Origin of the sequence: Bradyrhizobium cosmicum (genome assembly GCF_032290525.1) — a bacterium.
Lineage (GTDB): Bacteria > Pseudomonadota > Alphaproteobacteria > Rhizobiales > Xanthobacteraceae > Bradyrhizobium > Bradyrhizobium cosmicum_A.
The window spans coordinates 38,706-60,683 of record NZ_JASXTA010000023.1 but is presented as its reverse complement, the minus strand read 5'-3'; the positions used below and the strand labels follow the sequence as shown (position 1 = coordinate 60,683).

Below are 21,978 nucleotides of genomic sequence, written 5' to 3'. Positions count from 1 at the left end.
GTTGGAACCCCGGGGGGCAAGTCCAGGGAACCCGGTTTCGTTCCAGGGCGGGCTGGCCCATTGCGACAATGCAGGACCGCAATAGGCTCATGGCGCCGGAATCGCAGCCCGCGCCTGCTGCCGCGTCAGCGCATTGATGAAGCCGGCCCGCGCGTCGGAATGGCCCTGCCCGCGCGGCTCCAGCACGTGGCGGAGCAGGAACAGGCCGGTGAGCCGAAAACCATCCTGGAGATCCTGATCGGTAAGCTCGCTCGCGGCTTCGCGATGACGCAGGAACGGCGGCAGCCGCAACAGCCGGTCGCGCCACGGCTCGCCCGCACCGCGCGACACCGCTCCGCCGGATTTCGGCGAGACGTAGATCAGGTCCGTGGTCTCCCCGGTCACGGCGCAGTTCTCGAGCGCCAGCCCGAACCCGAGCTCGGCGAGCATCGCCAGCTCGAAATGGATCACGTGCACGGCGGCGCTGCCGATGTCGTCGAAATCGTCGAGCGAATGTGCGAGCAGCGCAAAGATGCCTTCATGCGGATCACGCTCCGGCAGGAGCCGCGCAATCGAGGCCAGATGAGTGACCCCATAGACCCCGTGGGAAGATCCCAGCAGCGTTGCCGCGCGCAGCTTCAATCCCTCGACGGCATAGGTGCCGAGATGCTCGTCGAGCCGCGCCCGCCACACCACGCTGACGCTGTTGCCGGGTTGCAGCAGTGGCCGCATCCGCGAGCCGGCGCCGCCGCGCACCAGCCCCAGATGCCGGCCGTGCTCGCGCGTCAGCAGCTCGACGATGACGCTGCTCTCGCCATGCCGCCGCACGCCCAGCACGATGCCTTCGTCGGTCCATTCCATGGATGGAGTGTAGCTCAGTTTGAGGACTCGTAGGGTGGGCAAAGCGCAGCGTGCCCACCGATTTCCCTCTACGAAGCAGTGCAAAATGTGGTGGGCACGGCGCAAGGGTGCGCCTTTGCCCACCTTACGGCACCGCGCGAAACCTCACGCGTTGAACCAGCCCTGCGCGTCACCGGTAAAGGAGAAATACAGCCCCACCGTCGTCAGCACGCAGGAGACGATCTCGATGGCACTGTCGAGCTCCAGGCCCTTTTGGCCGATGATCTGGCCGAGCGAGATCACCGACAGCACGAGCGCCGCCGCCAGCACCCAGCGCGGCCAATTCTTGCGCCAGTGCGCGGCCAGCCGGACGAAATACACCAGCAGCAGGATCATGCCGCCGGCGAGCAGCATCGACGTCATGATCATCTGCTCGGTCATCTCGGCATTGGGCGTGCGGTCCTGCACCGCCACCGACAAGGCATCCAGCATCAACGATGCATAGAGCAGCGCTTCGAAGCGCCGGACGTTGCTGGGTACGCTCATCGGTGATTGATCTTTTCTTGGTTATTCTTTGGGGAATTCCAGGCCCATCTCGCGGTAGCGATCGGGATCGTCGCCCCAGTTCTCGCGCACCTTGACGAACAGGAACAGATGCACGGGCACGCCAAGGATCTCGGCGAGCTCCTTGCGCGAGTCCGCACCGATCGACTTGATGGTGGCGCCGCCCGCGCCGAGCACGATCTTGCGCTGGCTCTCGCGCTCGACGAAGATCGTCTGCTCGATGCGCACCGACTTGTCCTTGCGCTCCTCCCACTTGTCGGTCTCGACCGTGGACTGATAGGGCAACTCCTGGTGCAGCTTGCGATAGATCTTTTCGCGCGTGATCTCGGCCGCAAGCTGCCGCATCGGCGCGTCCGACATCTGGTCCTCGGGATAGAGGAACGGCCCCGGTGGCACAATCTCGGCCAGCGTATGCCTGAGGTCATCGACGCCGTCGCCCGAGATCGCCGCGATCATGAAGGTCTTCGCGAACGGCATGCGCTCGTTGGCGGCCTGCGCGAGCGCCAGCAGCTTCTCGCGCTGGACCAGATCGACCTTGTTGATCACCAGGATCTTCTCGTGCTTCACGCTCGCGACCTTGGTGAGGATCGCCTCGGCCTCCTCGTCGATTCCGGCCTTGGCGTCGAGCAGCACGCAGACGAGGTCGGCGTCATGGGCCCCGCTCCAGGCGGTCGAGACCATGGCGCGATCGAGCCGCCGCTTCGGCAGGAAGATGCCGGGCGTGTCGACCAGGATGATCTGCGCGTTGTCCTCGATGACGATGCCGCGGATCAGCGCGCGCGTGGTCTGCACCTTGCGCGAGACGATCGTCACCTTGGCCCCGACCAGCGCATTGACCAACGTGGACTTGCCGACATTCGGCGCGCCGATCAGCGCGACGAAGCCGCAGCGCGTAGCAGTGGGCGCTTCGCCGCTTGTTTCAGCCGTCATTGCTGCCGCCAACGCCTTCACGTTCGATCATGACTGAAGCTGCTACTTTCTCTGCCGCGCGCTTGCTGCCGCCGATGCCTTCGGCCGGGGCGAGTCCCGGCAGGTCCACCGCGACGCGGAACTGCGGATCGTGATGCGGGCCGGTGCGCTCGACCTCGCGGTAGACAGGTGTCGGCAGCCCCTTCCCCTGCGCCCATTCCTGCAGCACGGTCTTGGGATCGCGCAAGGGACGCCGCGGCTTGTGCATGCGTTCAGTCCAGTTGCGCTTGACGAAGTCGGATGCCGCGGCATGGCCGCCGTCGAGGAAAATGGCGCCGATCACGGCCTCGCAGACGTCGCCGAGGATGGACTTGCGCAGGCGGGCATCGGCACTGGACCCGACCGAGCCGAGCTTGATGTCGTCGAGCAGACCGAGCGACTTGGCGACGTCGGCGCAGCTTTCCTTGCGCACGAGCTCGGCAAGGCGCTTGGACAGCTCGCCTTCGTCGGCATTCGGAAAGGCATGGTAGAGCATGTCGGAGACGACAAGCCCGAGCACGTGGTCGCCGAGGAATTCCAGCCGCTGATAGCTGTCGCCGCGCTTGCGTCCGGACTTCAGCGCCGAGACATGCGTGATCGCCTGGATCAACTGGTTCGGATCAGCGAAGCTGTAGCCAATGCGGGCCTCGAGCGCCGCATTCGCGTCAGTCGCCTTGGCCTTGCGTGCCCTCTTCTTCTTCGCAGGCGTCTTGGTTGCAGCTTCACCCTCAGGGGCGGCTTGCGCCTCGATCGTCTGGGTCACGATGTCCTTGGCTTCGTCTTTCATCGGACGATATGGAAGAAGCGATTCCAGCGCACCGCCCATGGCCAGCGCCAGAACATCCAGGCGTGCTCGCCTTCGGCAATGGAGAAGAAGATCATCTGGGCGCGGCCGATCAGATTCTCCTGCGGCACGTAGCCGACCTGGCCGAGGAAGCGGCTGTCGGTGGAGTTGTCGCGGTTGTCGCCCATCATGAAGAAATGGCCGGACGGCACGGTGTAGACGTTGGTGTTGTCCATGTAGCCGTTGTCGGCGCAGTCCAGCGTCTCATACGACACGCCGTTCGGCAGCGTTTCCTTCCAGCGCTTCACCCTGGAGATGCCGCCGCCTTCGGAGCCGCAGGGATCCTCGCCGACGAATTCGCTCATGCGCTGCCGCTCGACCGGGGTGTCGTTGATGTAGAGCAGCCCGTCCCGCATCTGGACGCGGTCGCCGGGAAGGCCGATGACGCGCTTGATGTAGTCGGTGGAGTCGTCCTTGGGCAGGCGGAACACGACGATGTCGCCGCGGTTCGGGTCCGAGCCCCAGATCCGGCCCGAGAACAGGTTCGGCGAGAACGGGATCGAGTAGTGGCTGTATCCGTAGGAATATTTCGAGACGAACAGATAGTCGCCGACCAGCAGCGTCGCCTTCATCGAACCGGACGGGATGTTGAAAGGCTGGAACAGGAACGTGCGGATCACGAGCGCGATCAGGAGAGCGTGGATCACGACCCGGATCGTCTCGCCGACGCCGCTCTCAGTTTTTGTTCCCGAAGTCACGCTCATTGCTCTCTCAATTCCGGCCGGCGGTCACAGAGCGCCCTCCTCTCGCGAACAGCCCATCGCTTCGCGGCCCAAGGAGATTGTCCTGATTCTGATAATGAGGGCCAATTCCGGCGTAAAGCCGAATTCGCCCAGCCTGATTTGCGTCGGCGGACTTTTAGACGGTTGTCGAGGTCCACGCAATCAAGGATCGCGTCAAAACTTCTTAAGATGCTGATTCTAAATACGAATTATAAAACGCTGAGTTGCACGTCAGGGCTTGGCCAGCGGCACGGCGGAAATGATGACGAACGCTTGCGCCAGCGGCCAGTCGTCGGTGATCGACAGGTCGATCCTGGCCTCGAACCCTTCAGGCGTCAGGGCCTGGAGCCGGGCGAGCGCCCCGCCCGTCAGCTGCATGGTCGGCCGCCCTCCGGGCAGGTTGACCACCCCCATGTCGCGCCACCAGACGCCGCGCCTGATGCCGGTGCCGAGCGCCTTGGAGCAGGCCTCCTTGGCGGCGAAGCGCTTGGCGTAGGTCGCAACCACCATCTTCTCGTTCTTGGTGCGCCGCTCCGCCTTGGCGCGCTCGGCGACGGTGAAGATGCGGTCGAGGAAGCGCTCACCGTGGCGCTCGATCACCTTGGCCACGCGGGTGATGTCGATCAGGTCGCAGCCGACGCCGATGATCATGCCCGGCTCCGGCCGCGGTCCATCGCCGCGCGCATGCTCCGCACCGTCTCGGCGAGGCCGACGAACAGCGCTTCGCCGATCATGTAGTAGCCGATGTTGAGCTCCATGATGTCAGGCAGCGCGGCAATCGTCTCCGCCGTCGCATAGTCGAGCCCATGCCCGGCATGAACCTCGAGCCCGGCGGACTTCGCCAGTTTCACGCCGGCAACGATCCGCTGCCATTCGGCCTCCGCCGTCTCGGTATGGCCGTCGACCACGGCGTCACACCAGGCGCCGGTGTGGATCTCGATCACGGGCGCCCGCAGCCGCGCCGCCATCTCGATCTGCGCGGGATCCGCGGCGATGAACAACGAGACCCGGATGCCGGCATCGTTCAGCCGCGCGATGTAGGGCGCCAGCGCATTGTGCTGGCCGACCACATCGAGGCCGCCTTCGGTCGTCACCTCCTGGCGGCGCTCCGGCACCAGGCACACCGCGTGGGGTTTGGTCGCGAGCGAGATCCGCATCATGTCGTCGGTCGCCGCCATCTCGAAATTGAGTGGCTTGGAGATTTCGGCCCTCAGCCGGGCCATGTCCTCGTCGCGGATGTGCCGGCGATCTTCCCTCAGATGCGCGGTGATGCCGTCGGCACCGGCCTCGATCGCAAGCAGCGCGGCGCGCACCGGATCGGGATTGCGGCCGCCGCGCGCGTTGCGCAGGGTCGCGACATGATCGACATTGACGCCGAGGCGGAGCGGAGAAGCGGGCATTTCAGGACTCACGAAATCAGGGGAACAGACGCATGCGAGAGGCGCCTATCCATTAACACGTTCGACGCGGGCGACGACCGCCTTTGCGCGCAACTGGGCCAGGATCGCGCTCAGATGCTTCAGATCGTAGACTTCGAGATCGATCGTCGTCTCGGTGAAATCAGGCGAACGGCGCTGCATGCTGATGTTGTCGATGTTGCCGTCATGCTCGGCGATCACGGTCGCGATCTGCGCCAGCGCGCCGGGCTCGTTGACGTTCTCGACCTTGATGCGGGCCGGAAAACGCTGCGGTGCGGAGTCCTCGATGTCCCAGCGCACGTCGAGCCAGCGCTCCGGCTCCTCCTCGAAATCCTTCAGGGCCGGTGCCTGAATCGGGTAGATCGTGATGCCCTCGCCCGGCGTGACGATGCCGACGATGCGATCGCCCGGCACGGCGCCGCCGTTAGGCGCGAACTTGACCGGCAGGTCCGAATTGATGCCGCGGATCGGGATCGCGACCGGGCTGCGCGGCGGCTCCGACGACTTCTCCCTGAGCTTGGCGGCAAACCCCTTCTTGACGCCGTAGCGCGCAATGCGCTCCTCCTTGTAGTCGGGATACATCGCGCGCGCGACGTGGGAGGCCTTGATCTCACCGCGTCCGACCGCCGCCATGACGTCCTCGATCGAGGTGCGCGCCAGCCGCGGCAGCGCACCCTTGAGCTTGTCGTCGGCGTATTCGATCTTGGCACGCTCGAACAGGCGCTCCACGATGCGCCGGCCAAGGCCGACATATTGGTCGCGCACGGCGGTGCGTGTTGCGCGGCGGATCGCGGCACGCGCCTTGCCGGTGACCGCGAGCGTTTCCCAGGCGGACGGCGGCGCCGCTTGCGCTTCCGAGGTCAGCACCTCGACTTCGTCGCCGTTCTGGAGCTCCGAGGACAGCGGCGCGAACTGGCCATTGATCTTGCAGCCCACCGCGCTGTTGCCGACGTCGGTATGCACGGCGTAGGCGAAGTCGATCACATTGGCATGGCGCGGCAGCGCGATCAGCTTGCCCTTCGGGGTGAAGCAGAACACCTGATCGTGGAACAGCTCGAGCTTGGTGTGCTCGAGGAATTCCTCGGGGTTGGCGCTCTCCGAGAGGATGCCGATGGTGTGGCGCAGCCAGGCGAACGCATTGGATTCGCGCTTGAGGAATTCGGTCGGCGAGCCCACGCCTTCCTTGTAGAACACGTGCGCGGCGATGCCGCGCTCGGCGATCTGGTCCATTGCCTCGGTACGGATCTGGAGCTCGACGCGCTGGTTGCCGGGACCGATCACGGTGGTGTGGATCGAGCGGTAGTCGTTCTGCTTCGGCGTCGAGATATAGTCCTTGAAACGCCCCGGCACGACCGGCCAGTTCGTGTGGACGATGCCGAGCGCGCGATAGCAGGCCTCGATGTCGTTGACGACGACGCGGAAACCGAAAATGTCGGACAATTGCTCGAAGCCGACCGACTTGCGCTCCATCTTGGTCCAGATCGAGAATGGCTTCTTGCGGCGGCCATAGACCCGCGCGCCAAGCCCGCGGTGGCGCAGATTGTTGGAGAGCTGGTCCTCGATCTCCCCGATCAGATTGCGGTTGCGTTCGGCGAGCGCATCGAGCCGCTGCATGACCACCGAATAGGCTTCGGGATCGAGGGTGCGGAAGGACAAATCCTCCAGCTCCTCGCGCATCTCCTGCATGCCCATGCGTCCCGCCAGCGGCGCATAGATGTCGAGCGTCTCCTCGGCGATGCGCCGTCGCGATTCGGTCGGCACGAAGTCCAGCGTGCGCATGTTGTGCAGGCGGTCGGCGAGCTTGACCAGGAGAACGCGGACGTCGTCGGCAATGGCCAGCAACAATTTGCGCAGGTTCTCGGCCTGCTTGGCCTCGCGCGACACCAGCTCCAGCCGCTTCAGCTTGGTCAGGCCCTCGACCAGCGCGCCGATCTCGGGCCCGAAGATCTGGTCGATCTCGGCTCGCGTCGCCTCGGTGTCCTCGATCGTGTCGTGCAGCAGCGCGGCCACGATGGTGGCGTCGTCGAGCTTCAGGTCGGTGAGAATCGCCGCCACTTCGAGCGGGTGCGAGAAATACGGATCGCCCGAGGCGCGGGTCTGCGAACCGTGCGCCTTCATGGCGTAGACATAGGCGCGGTTCAGCAGGTCTTCGTTGGTGTTGGGATTGTAGGATCTGACGCGCTCGACGAGGTCATATTGACGCATCATGCGCGCGCGCGGCTTGGCCGGGCGGGCCACCGGCGCAGTCGGGGCCACGGCAACCGATTCGGTTGCGGCCTGCATCTGCGTTGGGCTCCAGCGCCGATATACCATTCCGTCCTGCCTTCGAACGGGCCATGGGACAGCCCGTTGCATACATCCTAGCTCCGATCTCGTGCGCGTCCGATCAATTCAGTGACAGGGCGCGGCGCGAAGCGGCAACGCTATGGTAACCACGAAAACGCCAACAAAAGCAAAGGCCCGAACGCTGGTTCGGGCCCTTGATAAGATCACAAGAAGTCGACGACTGCGATGGGACGATTTACTCGTCCTCCTCCGGCTGCTCTTCCGGCGGCGCGAGGCCCTCGAGGCCCTTCAGGAGCTCCTCTTCGGTCATGCGCTCAACGGCAACTTCGGTGTCGTCGGCATCGACGCTGGCGCCGGCGGAACCGATCAGCGGCACCGTATCGGGCTCGGGCTCGTCGACCTCGACGAACTTCTGGAGCGAGTGCACCAGCTCTTCGCGGAGATCCTCCGGCGAGATGGTCTGGTCGGCAATTTCACGCAAAGACACAACAGGGTTCTTGTCGTTATCGCGGTCAACCGTTAGTTGTGAGCCGGACGAAATCATGCGGGCACGGTGGGCAGCCAGCAGGACGAGGTCAAACCGGTTGTCGACCTTGTCGATGCAATCTTCTACGGTGACGCGAGCCATGGACTGTCGCTCCGTTGTGGGTGGGACGAAATATGTGGATGATCCGGGCTAGTTATAGGGGCCGGGGCGGTTTCGCAAGGCGAATTTGTGATTTGGCCTCGCCAAACGGCTCTGCTACCCCCACATTGGGGCTGGGATGGATGATTTTCCGGGCTGCCGTCGAGGGCAGCACCGGACGTATGCAGGTCCGCCATAACTATACCTTGATTGCCCCGACTTCTCCGGATTTGCGGTTTCGACGGGTTTCGGCGTCACCTTGGGACTGCGCGGCTCGCGGCTGCCGCGCCAACAATAAACGATCAATCACAAACACTACGCGAGCAAACTGAATGTCACCTTCTCCTACTAACAAGATCGCGCTCTTCATCGATGGGGCCAATCTCTACGCGACGGCGAAAACTCTGGGCTTCGATATCGATTACAAGCGCCTGCTGAAGGAATTTCAGAGCCGCGGGACCCTGCTGCGGGCGTTCTACTACACCGCCATCATCGAGGATCAGGAATACTCCTCGATCCGGCCGCTGATCGACTGGCTGGACTACAACGGCTACACCGTCGTCACCAAGGCGACCAAGGAGTTCATCGACGCCTCCGGCCGACGCAAGGTCAAGGGCAACATGGACATCGAGCTCGCCGTGGACGCCATGGAGCTCGCCGAGCACGTCGACCAGATTGTGCTGTTCTCGGGTGACGGCGACTTCCGTTCCCTGGTCGAGGCGGTCCAGCGCCGCGGCGTGCGGGTCACCGTGATCTCCACCATCGCGAGCCAGCCGCCGATGATCGCCGACGAGCTGCGCCGCCAGGCCGACGTGTTCACCGACCTCGTCGAGCTGCAATCCAAGCTCGGCCGCGACCCGTCCGAACGCCCCGCCCCGCGTGACCGCAGCGAGCGCGAGGGACGCCACCACGCCCCGCAGTTCCTCCAGCGCGCGACCACGATGGCGCCGAGGGGCGATGACGACTTCGAGGAGTGAGGCGGCACGGTCAAGCCGCCAGCCTCTCACCCTCGTCCCCGACCGTGACTGTCCGCTCTGCCCGCGCCTGGTCGCCTTTCGTGAGGCCAACCGTGCGCGCGAGCCGTTGTGGCACAATGCGCCGGTCGCGCCCTTCGGCGACATCAAGGCCCGCCTATTGATCGTCGGGCTCGCGCCGGGGATGCAAGGCGCCAACCGCACCGGCCGTCCGTTCACCGGCGACTATGCCGGCGACCTGCTCTACGCCACGCTGCTTGAATACGGCTTCGCCAGGGGCACCTATCAGGCGCGGCCCGACGACGGCCTCGAGCTGGTCGACTGCCGGATCGCCAACGCCGTGCATTGCGTTCCGCCGCAGAACAAGCCGCTGCCGCTCGAGATCAACACCTGCCGCCGGTTCCTCGTCGCGAATCTCGCGACGATGCCGAACCTACGCGCGATCGTCGCGCTCGGGCGCATTGCGCACGACACCGTGCTCAAGCCGCTCAGCTTGAAGGCCTCACAGGCCCCCTTCGGCCACGGCGCGGTGCATCAGGCCGGCGCGTTCAAGCTCTACGACAGCTATCACTGCTCGCGCTACAATACGAACACCGGCGTGCTGACGCCGGATATGTTCCGCAGCGTGTTTGCCAGGATAAAGGCCGACCTCGACTAGAAACGCATCAAATAGGAAATCAGCCTCCGGCCGGATTGGCCTTCAGCCAGTCCAGCACATCGCCCGCATTCCGGTCCGGCGGAAACACCGGGTAGAACACGTGCGTGATCGTGGCGTCGTCGATGATCAATGCGAGGCGCTTGATCAGCGTCAGGCCTGCGACCTCCATGGTCGGCAAACTCAGGGCGCGCGTGAGCGCCAGCTTCTCGTCGGACAGCACGGGGAACGGCAGGTGCAGGCGCGAGGCCATCTCGGTCTGGTAGGCGTTGCTCTGGGTCGACAGGCCGAACACGTGCGAGGCGCCGGCTGCCCGGAGATCGGCGAAGAGATCGCGGAACGCGCAGGTCTGCGGCGTGCAGCCACGCGCGCCGGGAATCATGTCCCAATCGTCGACCAGCGAGATCCTGCCGGGCTCGCCGGTGCGCGGATAGGCGAACACCACGGTGCGCCCGGAGAGCGCCGACAGCGTCACTGACGTATCGTCGGTCGCGAGCAGGCTGATCGCGGGCAGCGTCGTGCCGGCCAGATGCGCGGCGCCGCCGTCATCAATGGGTGCCGGGATCTTGCTCCAGTCGACCTCGAGCAGGTTTTTCTGATTCATCTCGCTACCCCCTCGCCCGCATCAGCCGGCCCTTCTCCCGGCTCCAGTCGCGCTTCTTCTCGGTCTCGCGCTTGTCATGCAGCTTCTTGCCTTTCGCAACCGCCAGCTGCAGCTTGGCGCGCCCGCGCTCGTTGAAGTACAGCTTGAGCGGGATCAGCGTCATGCCCTCGCGGTCGACCGCGCCCATCAGCTTATTGATCTGCTTGCGGTGCAGCAGCAGTTTTCGCGGGCGCTTGGGCTCGTGGTTGAAGCGGTTGCCCTGGAGGTATTCGGGAATGGTGGCGTTGATCAGCCAGATCTCGCCGTCCTTGGAGTCGGCGTAGGATTCCGCGATCGTGCTCTTGCCGTTGCGGATCGACTTCACCTCGGTGCCGGTCAGCGCGATGCCCGCCTCGATCGTGTCCTCGATGGCGTAGTTGAAGCGGGCCTTGCGATTCTCCGCCATGACCTTGATCGGACGTTCGTTCTTATCGGCCATGTCAGACAAACCTGATCGAGATGCGCGCGTAAACTAACAGTTTCAATGAAGTACGCGCGTCACTTCTTGAGGAGATCGCGGATCTCGGTCAGCAGCTCGACCTCGGCCGACGGCTTCGGTGGCGCGGCGGGTGCCGCCTCTTCCTTGCGCTTCAGCGTGTTGATGGCGCGGATTACCAGGAACAGCACGAACGCAATGATGATGAAGTTGATCGTGAGCGTGAGGAAGCTGCCCCAAGCAAGGACGGCGCCTTGCTTTTTCGCATCGGCTAAGTTGGTGGCGGTGACCGCCTTCGACAAGGGGGTGAAGTAGTTCGAGAAGTCGAGGCCGCCGGTGACGGCGCCGATGATCGGCATGATCACGTCGCCGACCAGCGAATTGACGATGGCCCCGAAGGCCGCGCCGATGATGACGCCGACCGCGAGATCGACGACATTGCCCTTCACCGCGAATTCGCGGAACTCCTTGAGCATCCGCGTGCCTCTTTCCTCGACCCCCATGAAAGCTCCCCGAGAGGCGAGCGCCTCAGTTGATCAGCCCCGCATGCACCATCGCGGTGCGCACCGCGACGCGGGTCGGCTCGGACACCGGTACCATCGGCAGCCGCAGCGTCTCGTCGAGCTTGCCGAGCAGCGACATCGCGTACTTGATCGGCGCCGGATTGCTCTCGATGAAGAGGTTGTTGTGGAGCGGCATCAGCTTGTCGTGCAGCCTCAAGGCGGCGGCGTGGTCACCCTTCGCCCAGGCGGCCTGGAACTCCGAGCACAGGCGCGGGGCGACGTTCGAGGTCACCGAGATGCAGCCGTGGCCGCCATGAGCCATGTAGCCGAGGATGGTCGCGTCCTCGCCGGAGAGCTGGTTGAAGTCCTCGCCCATCGCGGCGCGCTGTTGCGAGACACGGACCATGCTGGCGGTGGCGTCCTTGACGCCGGCGATGTTCTTCAGCTCCCACAGCCGCGCCATGGTGTCCACCGACATGTCGATCACCGAGCGCGGCGGGATGTTGTAGATGATGATCGGAATGCCGATCGCATCGTTGATCGCCTTGAAGTGCTGATACATGCCTTCCTGGGTCGGCTTGTTGTAGTAGGGCGTCACCACCAGCACGGCATCCGCGCCCGCCTTCTCGGCGTGCTGGGCAAGCTCGATCGCCTCCTTGGTCGAGTTGGAGCCGGCGCCGGCAACGACGGGCACGCGGCCCTTGGCTTCAGCGATGCACCATTCGACCACTTTCTTGTGCTCGTCATGACTGAGCGTCGGGCTCTCGCCGGTGGTGCCGACCGGGACCAGGCCGTTGGTGCCCTCAGAGATCTGCCAGTTGACCAGCGAGCGGAACGCCGCCTCGTCGAGCGAGCCGTTCTTGAACGGCGTGACCAAGGCGGTGAACGACCCCCGGAATTTCGTCTTGGCTGCCATGGACTTCCTCCGTACGCGCAGATCTCTTGAGCAAGCCCTCTTCATACCGGGTCTGATACGACGGTAAAAGGGCCGCTTCCGCGTGAAGCACCGTTTAGGCCGCGATTTTGCCGCGGTGGTGGTGCAAACCCGCCGGAGGTAAGCGGTTGTTGGTATTTTGTCCGCATATTCAATCAAATACAGCCAGATCTTGTACAGATAGGCCTTGGGCCAATTGACTGATTCGGGGCGACGAAACGCCGTGACCTCCTTTGCTCGTGCCGCATGGCGATCCACCGGTCTGGCCGTGTGCCTGATAGCAGGGCTGACGGTCGGCTGCGCAGCGTTGGCCAAATCCAACGAGGCAGCGCCGGAAGGCTCTAGGGACACCGCGAAACCAGCTGCCAAGGACGCTTCAAAGGGATCTGCCAAGGGAACCGGCAAGGAAGCCCCCAAGGAGGCTCCCAAGGGCGCGAGCAAGGGGGCCGCGAGCGCCCCCGCCAAGGATGTAGCGAAGAAACCCACTGGCAAAGATACTGGGAAGGACGCCGGCAAGGAGCCTGGGAAGGACAAGCCCAAGGCGGCTGCGGCGGCCCCTGCGCCAAAATCACAGCCGGCCGCCCATGGCTCGTCTCCCAAGACTGCCCCCGCACCTGCCGTGACGGCGACTGTCAGACCGACTGCCCCGGCCCCCGCCAAACCGCTCGCGGCGCCCGTGCTTGCGCCGGCGACCCGCCAGCATGCCACGCCGCGCAAGCCGGTCACGCCGGCCGCGGTCGCTGCCACCTCCTCGACGTCGCAGGCCGACAAAGACACCCTGGAGACCGTCATTGAGCTCGTGCGCAAGCGCAAGTCGGGCGACGCCACCAATTACGCAGCCTCGATCTCGGATCCCGTCGCGCGAAAGCTCGCCGAATGGATCATCCTGCGCAGCGAGGACAACGGCGCCACCGTCGAGCGATACCGCGCCTTCCTGTCCGCCAATCCGAGCTGGCCGTCGCAGACTTTCCTGCGCCGGCGCCTCGAAGCCGCGATGTGGGACGACAGGCGCGACGATTCCGTTGCGTGGTCGTGGTTCGAGAATGAATCCCCCGTGTCCGCCAAGGGCCGCTTCACGCTCGCCAAGGCGATGCTGGCGCGCGGCGACCGCGCCAATGCCGAACGGCTGGTGCGCGAAGCCTGGCGCAGCGATCCGATGTCGGAGGACACCGAGAACAACGCGCTCGACCAGTTCGGCGCGCTGCTGACGCCGGGCGACCAGAAGGCGCGGATGGACACGCTGCTCTACGGCAGCGAGAACGAAGCGGCGCTGCGCGCTGCAAAACGCCTCGGCGCCGGCTATGTCGCGCTCGCCAAGGCCCGCATCGCCGCCGTCAAGAAGGCGCCGAACGCGCGCGCGCTGCTCGACGCCGTGCCGCGCGAGCTGCACAATGATCCCGGCTTCATCTTCAGCAAGATCCAGCTGCTCCGCCGCGAGGAGAAATTTGCCGAAGCGGCCCAGCTGATGCTGTCGGCTCCGAAGGATCCGAACCGGCTCCACAATCTCGACGAATGGTGGATCGAGCGGCGCCTCCTGGCGCGCAAGATGATCGACACCGAGGAATTTCGCAGCGCCTATCTGATCGCGCGCGATGCGGCCCTGCCCTCGCGCGATATCTACAAGACCGAGCAGGAGTTCACCGCAGGCTGGATCGCACTGCGCTTCCTCAACGATCCCGCAGCAGCGACCCAGCATTTTGCCCGCATCGGCGTCGGCAGCGTCAATCCGACCGCGCTGGCGCGCGCCGGCTATTGGCAGGGCCGCGCCGCGGAAGCCGCGGGCCGTCAGCAGGAGGCGCGCAACGCCTACGCGCGCGCAGCCGAGCAATCCACCAGCTATTACGGCCAGCTCGCGCGCGCAAAACTCGGCCTGCCGCAGATCGAGCTCCACAGCCAGCCGCGCGGCCGCGGCGCCGAGCGGCTCGAGATCGTGCGCGCCGCGCAACTGCTCTACGAGCTCGACGAGCGCGAGATGGCGATACCGCTGCTCGCCGACATGGGCGAGAACGGCGATCCGGAAGCGCTTGCCGGCCTTGGCGAGCTGACCCAGCGCTACAGCGATGCGCGCGGCATGCTGCTGCTCGGCAAGGCCGCGCTCAACCGTGGCCTGCCGTTCGACTTCTACGCCTACCCCGTCAACGGCATTCCGCAGTTCACGCCGATCGGTCCCGAGGTCGAGCGCAGCATCGTCTACGCCATCGCGCGGCAGGAGAGCGCGTTCAACCCGTCGGTGGTCTCGCCGGCGCAGGCCTACGGGCTGATGCAGGTGACGCCGGATGCCGCGCGCTACGTCTGCAAGCGGCACGGCGCGACCTACGATCTGGCGCGGCTGAAGAACGATTCGGTCTACAATGCCACGCTCGGCTCGGCCGAGCTCGGCGGCCTGCTCGAGGATTACCGCGGCTCCTACATCATGACCTTCGCGGCCTACAATGCCGGCCGCGGCAGCGTGAAGAAGTGGGTCGACCGCTACGGCGATCCGCGCGATCCCAAGGTCGACGCGGTCGACTGGGTCGAGCTCATTCCATTCTCCGAGACGCGCAATTACGTGCAGCGGATCATGGAGAACCTTCAGGTCTACCGCGCCCGCTTCGGCGGCGGCACGCGCTTGCAGATCGAAGCCGATCTGCGCCGTGGCACCGCCAGCGTGGAGTAGAGCGATCCTTGTCGAAGACGTCTACTGCGACTATTGGCGCCAGTCCCGGATCGTCGACTTGCCCCTCGCCGGCACACTATATTCAAAATGCCCGCCAAAGATCGGGACGGAAAAACTGATCTGCTCCCTCCTGAAGGAAACCAGGACGACATGATCGAGAACAAACTCGACAGAGCAATTACGGACTTCATCTGGAACGTGGTCGAAATCCACACTCAGGTCGAGCACATCCACACCAGCTGGGCCAGACTGCTGGGCATTACCGAGCCGCAGTGGCTGATCCTGATGGCTGTCACCGAACTGGACGAGGGGCGAGGTGTCGCCGGAATCGACATTGCCAATAAGCTGCGGGTTCACCCGGCATTCGTGACCAACCAAACCAAGAGCCTCGAAAAGGCCGGTTTGCTGTCGCGGCGGCCGGGAGCCGACGATGCGCGCTTTGTCCTGATGTCGCTGACGAAGAAGGCGACAATGGACATCGAAAAATTGTCCAAGAGAAAGCTCGCCTTGAATTCGACCATGTTCAACGAACTTGACGAGAAGACGCTGGCAAGCCTGAACGATGCGCTCGCGACGATCGCCAAGAATGCGCGGCTGGCTGCACGATTGCTTGCCATCGACGTTTCATGACTCGCTGATGCCGGGCGAGCCTGAAGCGGCCGCGCCGCGCCCGCTTCGGCGGCGGCGCGCTTGCAGATCGAAGCCGATCTGCGCCGGGGCACCGCCAGCGTGGAATAGCGGCGCGCAGTCATTGCAGAGCTCTAGGCGCTACAGCGTAGCCGCTCACGAACCGCCGTTAAACTTCTCAAGTACTGTTCTTGAGTCTTCCTCGCGAATATCAACTCTCTGTCTTTCCGTGCATTCCTTCAGCATCAACGTTGCGACGGTATCGCTGGGAAACGCATTTAGGACGACGCGGTAGGCGTGCTCCGCCCCCGCGAAATCCCTGGCCTCGAATTTCTGTGAGGCATGCCAGGTCATGGCAATCAGCTGCTCATCGCCATCGCGGCGCCTTAACTCCGGATCGTCGCTGGCGCTCAGAGCAAGCAGCTCATAGATCATAAAGTCGGTTTTGCGGCCTTTCACCTGAACCCGCTTTAGCGGTCGCGCGAGTATGTCGGCTTTTGCCCGGTCGTAAATGCTGTCGCTGATGCAGATGGTAGTGCCAAATAGCTTGTTGATGCCCTCAAGGCGGGCAGCAACGTTCACGCCGTCGCCCAAGGCCGTGTAGCTCAGCCTGTTAGAAGAACCGACATTGCCGACAAGGACGTTGGCGCAATTGAGCCCGATTCTCAGGTGGATTCGTGGTCGTCCTTCCGACTCCCAGACATCGTTGACACGTTCCATGCGGCGCGCCGCTCGCAATGCAGCAGTGCATGCGCGCAGAACGTGGTCAGGGCGTTCGACCGGGGCATTCCAGAACGCCATGACGCCATCGCCGATGAACTTGTCGACGGTGCCGCCTTCCTCCGAGATCGCTGACGAGACTTCCTCCAGGTAGGTCGATATCTGGACCAGAAGGTCAACCGGCGCGAGCGTCTCGGCGTGGGTGGAAAAATTCTCCAGATCGGAAAAGAACACGGTGAGGAATCGTGGCTCGACGCCGAGAGTCAGCGGGATACCCGACTTGATCAGTTGGCGGACCACATCGAGCGGAACGAAGGAGGAAAAAGATTTCAACGATGTTCTTAGCAACGAAGCGGCCGATTCCAGCTTGGCGATCTCCTGTATATTTGATGGTGGACTCGCGGGCGTATCAAAGTTGAGGCTTTCAATGGCCTGCAATTGCTGGGACACGTTTTCGACTGGACGCGACAGCCGGCTGGCGGCGACGTAGATGAAGAACAACTCGATCATGGTGAGCGCAATGATCACCACCATCATCAATCGATTGGTCCTCTTCAGCGTCCCCACGAAATCGTCGATCGGCGTCAACGTGATCATCTGCCAGGGTTGGCCGAAGCCACCAGGGAAGCTGGCGAACGCCGCGATCAAATCCTCTCCGTTGATGGGCGATCGGAACGCAAACCTGTCGGCGCCGGTGCGAGCGTGTTGGCGGTGAGCTTCGCGTACGACGGGGTCGTCGATGTCAGCCATGGTTGCGATCTTGAGCACTCCGTTCTCGATACGAACGCCCTTTTGCCTATCCGGAAAGGCAATGATCTTGCCGTTGTTGCGGTCGGCAATGAATGTGGTGCTTCCAGCGCTGGCGCGGTGCCTGTCGAGAAAGCGTGACAGGACGTCCACGGTGATGTGGGCCGATGCGCAACCAAGGAAATCAACGCCGCGAAAGATCGGAACGCGCAAGGCGATAACAGGAAAGCCTGTATCTGGATTGATTGAAGGCTCAGTTACCACAAGTGTGCGCGTCGTCTTGACCGACTGATACCCAGGTAAGGCGCGGCGCATGTCAGTCTCGGTGGCAACATCATACTTACCAACCTGATTGGGCCATACGTCAAAGAATGTTCGATGACGCACGCGGAGCAGGGAATAAGTGATTGCATCGATGTAGCTGGAATGCCAGTTGGCTGTCGCGGGAATCCGGGGATCGGCGCGCCGGCGGTCCTCGTCGATGCGGGTGACGACCCGATGATAGCCATCCTCGAAACTGACATAGACAGCGTCGATATGCGCGGCCGACGTCAGGGCGCGATACAATAGATCGCGGCTTTGCTCGGTACGGAAATAGCCGGAATCGGCGACGGCCAATTCGACGAGAAAACGTAGCGGGGTTTCGGTGCTCTCGATCAGATCCTGGGTGCGTTCAACGCCGGCCTGGCTGGTCTGCGCGACCGCGTCGTTCAGGATCGATACGATGCCGGCCGAATTCCTATTGTAATTGTAGATCAGGATGAAAATGAGGACGGGAATGCTGAGGCCGATAAAGAGCAGCGACATGATCAGGCTCAGTCTTGGCCGCCCCATCCTGGCAAACGGCGCAAGCGCGGCTGGCCGTTTGATTGTGGCCCGCAACGTGTGGCGGTTTCGGTACCCGAGAAGCGCCGCCACCGCCAATCCTGCCAGGGCGAGCATCAGCGGAATTAGCCATCGCGGCGTGCTGCCCTCATTTCCATGCCAGATCAGTGCTGGCGGGAGCGTATCGCCGGTCAGTAGCCCAAGTTGCCGATAGACCGCGGCAATGTGTCGCCAACGCGCGGGATCCTGCCGGCCGATCCGGTCGACGTCCTGTCCGACTAGCATCGTGGTCTGCTCCGCCTCAAACAGCAGAGCCTCCCGGCTCTTTTTCGCCGAGTACTTCCGCAGAATCAGATCGACGCTCGCCTCTTTGTGCGCGAGGGCAAAGGCCCAGCCTTTCAAGCTCGCCCTCGTGAATGCCGCAGCCCGGTTCGGATGGGCTTTCACTTCCTGTTCGGAGGCGCACAAATTGTCGCCGTAGAAGTCAATGCCGGATGCCGCCGGCGCGAACGTGCGGTACGGTGCGCCCAATTGCTCAAGGACAAATGGCTCATTCGTACTATACGCGATCATCGCGTCGGCTCGGCCGACCAGAAGGTCGCGTGGATTTCCCTCATGTGGAACGCGGATCATCGACTGGTAGTCGACCCCCTCGCGCTTCAGCATCGCGGCGATCTCGTCGCTTCCCGGTGTGTCCATGAGCGTATGGCCGCGCAGATCCGCCACGCTGCTGATGTCTGCCCGACGTGGGACCAGGATGACGGCCGCGGAACGCTGGAATATGGCGGCCAGCACGACCAGCCGGCGGTTCGCTTCCCAGTCACGTAAAACACTGGCGCTGCAGACCCCGAAATCAGCCTTGCTGCTGGCCGCCGTCTCAGAGACATCTATGTCCGGACCGCCCTCGCGGATGATAACGTCGAGGCCAGCGTCGCGATAGAAGCCCTGTTCAAGCGCTTGATAATAGCCCGCAAACTGGAATTGGTGCTTCCATTTCAGCTGAAGGGAAACCTGATCCAGCGCGGCAGCCGGATGCGCCGCCAACAAGATCAAGCAAGCAGCAGCCATCACTCCTGTCACGACCGCTTTCTTCAGCGATGCGACATATCCAGGCGATTGCTGATCGACTGTCATCGGGGCCTTTACTTCGGCAACCGTCCCGCATGTTTCGCAAGCTCAAGGCACCTGAGAAATTCAACGAGGCCAGTCGAAATGCCATTTCCGGCCGCTCCGACGAACCTTCGTTCTCGGCGTCTCTCTTCCTTGAAGACGTCGCCCCGGGAGTTCGGGGCGACGTCTTGAGGCTGCAAGCTGCGCTACTTGGCGATTGCAGCTTGCGCGGCCGCGATCTTCGCCTTCACGGCATCGAGATTGAAGCTCGCGCCCCTTTGCATGGGCGGAAATTCGACCGCCGTCATCGCCAGCTTTTCAACCTGCTGCTGGACAAACACAAAGCGCCAGAATTCGTATTTGAACCAGTCGAAGTATTGCTGGGCGCCCTCCTTGGTCCCGCTATTTGGCCAGCCGGTGCGCTCGAAAGGATCGAGGCGAAGGTTGGTCAAATAGGGCACGTCAACCTTGCTTTTATCACCCAGCCAGCCTCCGGGCTGGTCGATGAAACGATACTTGTAGTCATCGATGCGCACGGCCCCCAGCTCGCTTTCGCCGAAATAAAAGATTTCGTGCCGATTTGACGGTCCTTTGCCGGTGATCATGTCCATCTGATTGTAGCCGTCCAGATGGCACTTGTAAGTGCGGTCACCGATGTGTTTACCCTTTTTGAGCTCATCGACGATGTTGGGGTTGCCTGCGGCGGCCAGTAAGGTCGGGAACCAGTCCAGTCCAGACATGATGCCGTTCTCGACCTTGCCGGCCGGCACCTTGCCCGGCCAGCGGATCATGGCCGGGGCGCGGAAGCCGCCTTCCATGACCGTGCCCTTGCTTTGCGCGAACGGCGTCTGTCCGCCGTCCGGCCAGGTAAATACTTCGGTGCCGTTGTCCGTGGTGAAGACGACGATGGTGTTGTCGTCCACGCCCATATCCTTGAGCTTCTGCATCACGATGCCAACGTCGTCGTCGAGCTGCGCCATGCCGGCTTCATGGATGGACCAACCATTCTTGGAGTTGCGCATCGCCTGGTACTTCGGCGATAGATGCGTGACGATGTGCATGCGGGTCGGATTGAGCCACAGGAAGAATGGCTTGTTGTCGGCCTTGGCCCTGTCGATGAAATTAAGCGCGAGGTCGCGGATTTCATCGTCCACGGTTTCCATCCGCTTGGGATAGAGCGTTCCGGCGTCCTCGATCCTCTGCTTGCCGACCTTGCCCCAGCGCGGATCCACGGTGGCGTCGTCCACGTTGGTCGCCCACGAGTGGACCATGTTGCGCGGACCGACTATGTTCAACAGCTCCTGCGGATAAGCGGGGTGGGCCGGATCTTCCATCGCGTCGAGGTGATACAGGTAGCCGAAGAACTCGTCGAAGCCATGCACCGTCGGCAGAAACTCGTTTTTGTCGCCAAGGTGGTTCTTGCCGAACTGGCCGGTGGCGTAGCCCATACCTTTCAGCGCCGTGGCAATAGTCACGGCCTCCGCCGGCAAGCCTGTGGGCGCGCCGGCCTGGCCAACTGTGGTCATGCCGGTGCGGATCGGCAGCTCGCCGGTGATGAAGTTGGCGCGGCCCGCCGTGCAACTCGCCTCGGCGTAGTAATCGGTGAACAGCATGCCTTCGGCGGCGATCTTGTCGAGGTTTGGCGTCCGTCCGGCCATCATCCCGCGGTGGTAGGCGCCGATATTCCAGATGCCGATGTCGTCACCCATGATGACGACGATGTTCGGCCGTTGCCCGGGCGCAGCGGGCGCCGGCGCCGGAACTGGTTGCTGCGCTTGCGCAGGGCTCGTCAATCCGATGGCCGAGAGCGCCGAAGCGGCGGCGAGAGAACTACCACTCAACAAGAGATCGCGGCGTTTCATTCCGCCGCCGTTTGGTCCCGTGCTCATCTCAGGCTTTCTCGGAATCCTATCGTTACTCATGACGCGATCCTCTTCCTGGTGATGCACCTGAAGCCGACATGGCTTGCTGAGGTGTCGATCGGCTCGGCATGACGCGCGGCCGGACGATAGCGGCGGCAATAGTTAGGCGCGCAAAGATGCGAGCCGCCCTTCAGCACCTTGCGCGGAATTCTGATCTTCGGATTTCGAGGGTCGTAGCTCGCATTTTCAAGTCCACCCCGCGGGTTTTGCGGAATGCAACACGCCTTCGCCGCATCGGCCTCGTGCATCGGTGAATACCAATCGGCAGTCCATTCCCAGACATTGCCGATCATGTCGTGCACCCCGTAGCCGTTCGCCGGGAAAGCTGTGACGGGCGAGGTGCGCTCGAACCCGTCGGTTGCGAGATTCTCGCAGGGGAAATTACCCTGCCAAATGTTCGCCATATGTTGGCCGCCGGGTACGAGTTCGTGCCCCCAGGCGAATTCGGCACCGTCCAGTCCTCCACGCGAAGCGAACTCCCATTCAGCCTCGGTCGGCAATTCCTTGCCTGCCCATTTCGCATAGGCTTCGACATCTCGGTAGGCGACGTGCACGACGGGATGGTTCTCGATCCCGCGCAAGTTACTGTGTGGCCCATAGGGACGGCGCCAGTTGGCGCCGAACTTGAACGTCCACCATTCGCCCCAATTGCGCAGGTCCACAGCTTGCTGCGGCGGTGTAAAGACGAGAGATCCGGCCTTGAGCATGTGCGGTAACGCGCCAGGATAGTCCTTCGCGTCGGGTATCAGTTCCGCGAGTGTGACGTAACCAGTGGCGTTGACGAAATCGCGGAACTGGCGATTGGTGATTGGCGTTCGGTCTATCCAAAATCCGTCCACTGTAACCCGGTGGACCGGCGCCTCCTCTGGATAGTGTTGCTCGGACCCCATCCGAAAAGTCCCGCCGGGGATATAGACCATCTCCTGGTCCGCCGTCCCCTCAGCCGTTTGCCCGGAGAAGGATTTCGCTCCTGTGAAATTCATTGCATCACTCCCCCCGG

20 protein-coding genes are annotated in these 21,978 nt (G+C 63.2%); 4 read left to right on the top strand and 16 right to left on the bottom strand.

Annotated elements, in window-relative coordinates:
• Positions 1-87 precede the first annotated feature (87 nt).
• The 9 genes from recO to rpoZ all read right to left on the bottom strand — a co-directional run bounded on the left by recO (position 88) and on the right by rpoZ (position 8,229).
• Positions 88-840: a DNA repair protein RecO gene (recO, locus tag QSV46_RS31770; protein ID WP_314960858.1), complete on the bottom strand. Its 753-nt coding sequence runs from the start codon at positions 838-840 to the stop codon at positions 88-90.
• A gap of 144 nt (positions 841-984) precedes the next feature.
• A complete protein-coding gene (locus tag QSV46_RS31765; RefSeq protein WP_314960857.1) occupies positions 985-1,365 on the bottom strand; it encodes a hypothetical protein in 381 nt (126 codons plus the stop codon).
• A gap of 21 nt (positions 1,366-1,386) precedes the next feature.
• Positions 1,387-2,313: a GTPase Era gene (gene era, locus QSV46_RS31760; protein ID WP_314960856.1), complete on the bottom strand. Its 927-nt coding sequence runs from the start codon at positions 2,311-2,313 to the stop codon at positions 1,387-1,389.
• On the bottom strand, positions 2,303-3,118 hold the full coding sequence (gene rnc, locus QSV46_RS31755; protein WP_314960854.1) for a ribonuclease III: 816 nt from the start codon (positions 3,116-3,118) through the stop codon (positions 2,303-2,305). The genes era and rnc overlap by 11 nt, the downstream gene beginning before the upstream one ends.
• Entirely contained in the window at positions 3,115-3,879 is a 765-nt protein-coding gene (gene lepB, locus QSV46_RS31750; protein WP_314960853.1) for a signal peptidase I, read from the bottom strand. The genes rnc and lepB overlap by 4 nt, the downstream gene beginning before the upstream one ends.
• 249 nt (positions 3,880-4,128) lie before the next feature.
• Entirely contained in the window at positions 4,129-4,548 is a 420-nt protein-coding gene (acpS, locus tag QSV46_RS31745) for a holo-ACP synthase (RefSeq protein WP_314960851.1), read from the bottom strand.
• Positions 4,545-5,297: a pyridoxine 5'-phosphate synthase gene (locus tag QSV46_RS31740; RefSeq protein ID WP_314960849.1), complete on the bottom strand. Its 753-nt coding sequence runs from the start codon at positions 5,295-5,297 to the stop codon at positions 4,545-4,547. Before QSV46_RS31740 ends, acpS begins: the two co-directional genes overlap by 4 nt.
• Positions 5,298-5,342: 45 nt before the next feature.
• Positions 5,343-7,628: a bifunctional (p)ppGpp synthetase/guanosine-3',5'-bis(diphosphate) 3'-pyrophosphohydrolase gene (locus QSV46_RS31735; RefSeq protein ID WP_314960847.1), complete on the bottom strand. Its 2,286-nt coding sequence runs from the start codon at positions 7,626-7,628 to the stop codon at positions 5,343-5,345.
• Positions 7,629-7,836: 208 nt separating this feature from the next.
• Positions 7,837-8,229 (bottom strand): DNA-directed RNA polymerase subunit omega, encoded by a 393-nt coding sequence (rpoZ, locus tag QSV46_RS31730; RefSeq protein WP_027522935.1) that lies wholly within the window; start codon positions 8,227-8,229, stop codon positions 7,837-7,839.
• Between the two features lie 329 nt (positions 8,230-8,558).
• Here rpoZ and QSV46_RS31725 point away from each other — a divergent pair, with 329 nt between their 5' ends.
• Both QSV46_RS31725 and QSV46_RS31720 read left to right on the top strand, forming a co-directional pair.
• A complete protein-coding gene (locus tag QSV46_RS31725; protein WP_314960839.1) occupies positions 8,559-9,203 on the top strand; it encodes an NYN domain-containing protein in 645 nt (214 codons plus the stop codon).
• Positions 9,184-9,858 (top strand): uracil-DNA glycosylase, encoded by a 675-nt coding sequence (locus tag QSV46_RS31720; protein ID WP_314960837.1) that lies wholly within the window; start codon positions 9,184-9,186, stop codon positions 9,856-9,858. The genes QSV46_RS31725 and QSV46_RS31720 overlap by 20 nt, the downstream gene beginning before the upstream one ends.
• Before the next feature lie 19 nt (positions 9,859-9,877).
• Here QSV46_RS31720 and QSV46_RS31715 read toward each other — a convergent pair whose 3' ends face one another.
• Genes QSV46_RS31715 through dapA form a run of 4 tightly spaced genes read right to left on the bottom strand, consistent with a single transcriptional unit; the run spans position 9,878 to position 12,353 of the window.
• Positions 9,878-10,459, bottom strand: a complete 582-nt coding sequence (locus QSV46_RS31715; protein ID WP_314960835.1) for a peroxiredoxin — start codon at positions 10,457-10,459, stop codon at positions 9,878-9,880.
• Positions 10,460-10,463: 4 nt separating this feature from the next.
• Positions 10,464-10,937 carry an SsrA-binding protein SmpB gene (gene smpB, locus QSV46_RS31710; protein WP_094891864.1) on the bottom strand — a complete coding sequence of 158 codons (474 nt, stop codon included), beginning with the start codon at positions 10,935-10,937 and terminating at the stop codon, positions 10,464-10,466.
• Between the two features lie 59 nt (positions 10,938-10,996).
• Positions 10,997-11,410 (bottom strand): large conductance mechanosensitive channel protein MscL, encoded by a 414-nt coding sequence (mscL, locus tag QSV46_RS31705; RefSeq protein WP_314960980.1) that lies wholly within the window; start codon positions 11,408-11,410, stop codon positions 10,997-10,999.
• A gap of 52 nt (positions 11,411-11,462) precedes the next feature.
• A complete protein-coding gene (gene dapA / locus QSV46_RS31700) occupies positions 11,463-12,353 on the bottom strand; it encodes a 4-hydroxy-tetrahydrodipicolinate synthase (protein WP_314960832.1) in 891 nt (296 codons plus the stop codon).
• 241 nt (positions 12,354-12,594) lie between these two features.
• Between dapA and QSV46_RS31695 the strand changes: the two genes are divergently transcribed.
• Positions 12,595-15,027, top strand: a complete 2,433-nt coding sequence (locus QSV46_RS31695) for a lytic transglycosylase domain-containing protein (protein WP_314960831.1) — start codon at positions 12,595-12,597, stop codon at positions 15,025-15,027.
• Between the two features lie 150 nt (positions 15,028-15,177).
• Positions 15,178-15,657, top strand: a complete 480-nt coding sequence (locus QSV46_RS31690) for a MarR family winged helix-turn-helix transcriptional regulator (RefSeq protein WP_314960829.1) — start codon at positions 15,178-15,180, stop codon at positions 15,655-15,657.
• 153 nt (positions 15,658-15,810) lie between these two features.
• On the opposite strand, the gene QSV46_RS31685 is transcribed toward QSV46_RS31690, so the two are convergent.
• The 3 genes from QSV46_RS31685 to QSV46_RS31675 all read right to left on the bottom strand — a co-directional run bounded on the left by QSV46_RS31685 (position 15,811) and on the right by QSV46_RS31675 (position 21,961).
• Positions 15,811-19,080, bottom strand: a complete 3,270-nt coding sequence (locus QSV46_RS31685; protein WP_314960827.1) for an ABC transporter substrate-binding protein — start codon at positions 19,078-19,080, stop codon at positions 15,811-15,813.
• A 182-nt stretch (positions 19,081-19,262) separates the two neighbouring features.
• Entirely contained in the window at positions 19,263-20,918 is a 1,656-nt protein-coding gene (locus QSV46_RS31680; protein ID WP_314960825.1) for an arylsulfatase, read from the bottom strand.
• A gap of 56 nt (positions 20,919-20,974) precedes the next feature.
• The gene (locus tag QSV46_RS31675; RefSeq protein ID WP_314960824.1) at positions 20,975-21,961 is read right to left on the bottom strand and encodes a formylglycine-generating enzyme family protein; all 987 of its coding nucleotides are present in this window, start codon (positions 21,959-21,961) and stop codon (positions 20,975-20,977) included.
• Between the last annotated feature and the right edge of the window lie 17 nt (positions 21,962-21,978).

Excerpts from the sequence above, each read along its gene's own strand:
- recO (WP_314960858.1), bottom strand. The coding sequence starts at position 840 with ATGGAATGGACCGACGAAGGCATCGTGCTGGGCGTGCGGCGGCATGGC.
- QSV46_RS31765 (WP_314960857.1), bottom strand. The coding sequence starts at position 1,365 with ATGAGCGTACCCAGCAACGTCCGGCGCTTCGAAGCGCTGCTCTATGCA.
- era (WP_314960856.1), bottom strand. The coding sequence starts at position 2,313 with ATGACGGCTGAAACAAGCGGCGAAGCGCCCACTGCTACGCGCTGCGGC.
- rnc (WP_314960854.1), bottom strand. The coding sequence starts at position 3,118 with ATGAAAGACGAAGCCAAGGACATCGTGACCCAGACGATCGAGGCGCAA.
- lepB (WP_314960853.1), bottom strand. The coding sequence starts at position 3,879 with ATGAGCGTGACTTCGGGAACAAAAACTGAGAGCGGCGTCGGCGAGACG.
- acpS (WP_314960851.1), bottom strand. The coding sequence starts at position 4,548 with ATGATCATCGGCGTCGGCTGCGACCTGATCGACATCACCCGCGTGGCC.
- QSV46_RS31740 (WP_314960849.1), bottom strand. The coding sequence starts at position 5,297 with ATGCCCGCTTCTCCGCTCCGCCTCGGCGTCAATGTCGATCATGTCGCG.
- QSV46_RS31735 (WP_314960847.1), bottom strand. The coding sequence starts at position 7,628 with ATGGTATATCGGCGCTGGAGCCCAACGCAGATGCAGGCCGCAACCGAA.
- rpoZ (WP_027522935.1), bottom strand. The coding sequence starts at position 8,229 with ATGGCTCGCGTCACCGTAGAAGATTGCATCGACAAGGTCGACAACCGG.
- QSV46_RS31725 (WP_314960839.1), top strand. The coding sequence starts at position 8,559 with ATGTCACCTTCTCCTACTAACAAGATCGCGCTCTTCATCGATGGGGCC.
- QSV46_RS31720 (WP_314960837.1), top strand. The coding sequence starts at position 9,184 with ATGACGACTTCGAGGAGTGAGGCGGCACGGTCAAGCCGCCAGCCTCTC.
- QSV46_RS31715 (WP_314960835.1), bottom strand. The coding sequence starts at position 10,459 with ATGAATCAGAAAAACCTGCTCGAGGTCGACTGGAGCAAGATCCCGGCA.
- smpB (WP_094891864.1), bottom strand. The coding sequence starts at position 10,937 with ATGGCCGATAAGAACGAACGTCCGATCAAGGTCATGGCGGAGAATCGC.
- mscL (WP_314960980.1), bottom strand. The coding sequence starts at position 11,410 with ATGCTCAAGGAGTTCCGCGAATTCGCGGTGAAGGGCAATGTCGTCGAT.
- dapA (WP_314960832.1), bottom strand. The coding sequence starts at position 12,353 with ATGGCAGCCAAGACGAAATTCCGGGGGTCGTTCACCGCCTTGGTCACG.
- QSV46_RS31690 (WP_314960829.1), top strand. The coding sequence starts at position 15,178 with ATGATCGAGAACAAACTCGACAGAGCAATTACGGACTTCATCTGGAAC.
- QSV46_RS31685 (WP_314960827.1), bottom strand. The coding sequence starts at position 19,080 with ATGACAGTCGATCAGCAATCGCCTGGATATGTCGCATCGCTGAAGAAA.
- QSV46_RS31680 (WP_314960825.1), bottom strand. The coding sequence starts at position 20,918 with ATGAAACGCCGCGATCTCTTGTTGAGTGGTAGTTCTCTCGCCGCCGCT.
- QSV46_RS31675 (WP_314960824.1), bottom strand. The coding sequence starts at position 21,961 with ATGAATTTCACAGGAGCGAAATCCTTCTCCGGGCAAACGGCTGAGGGG.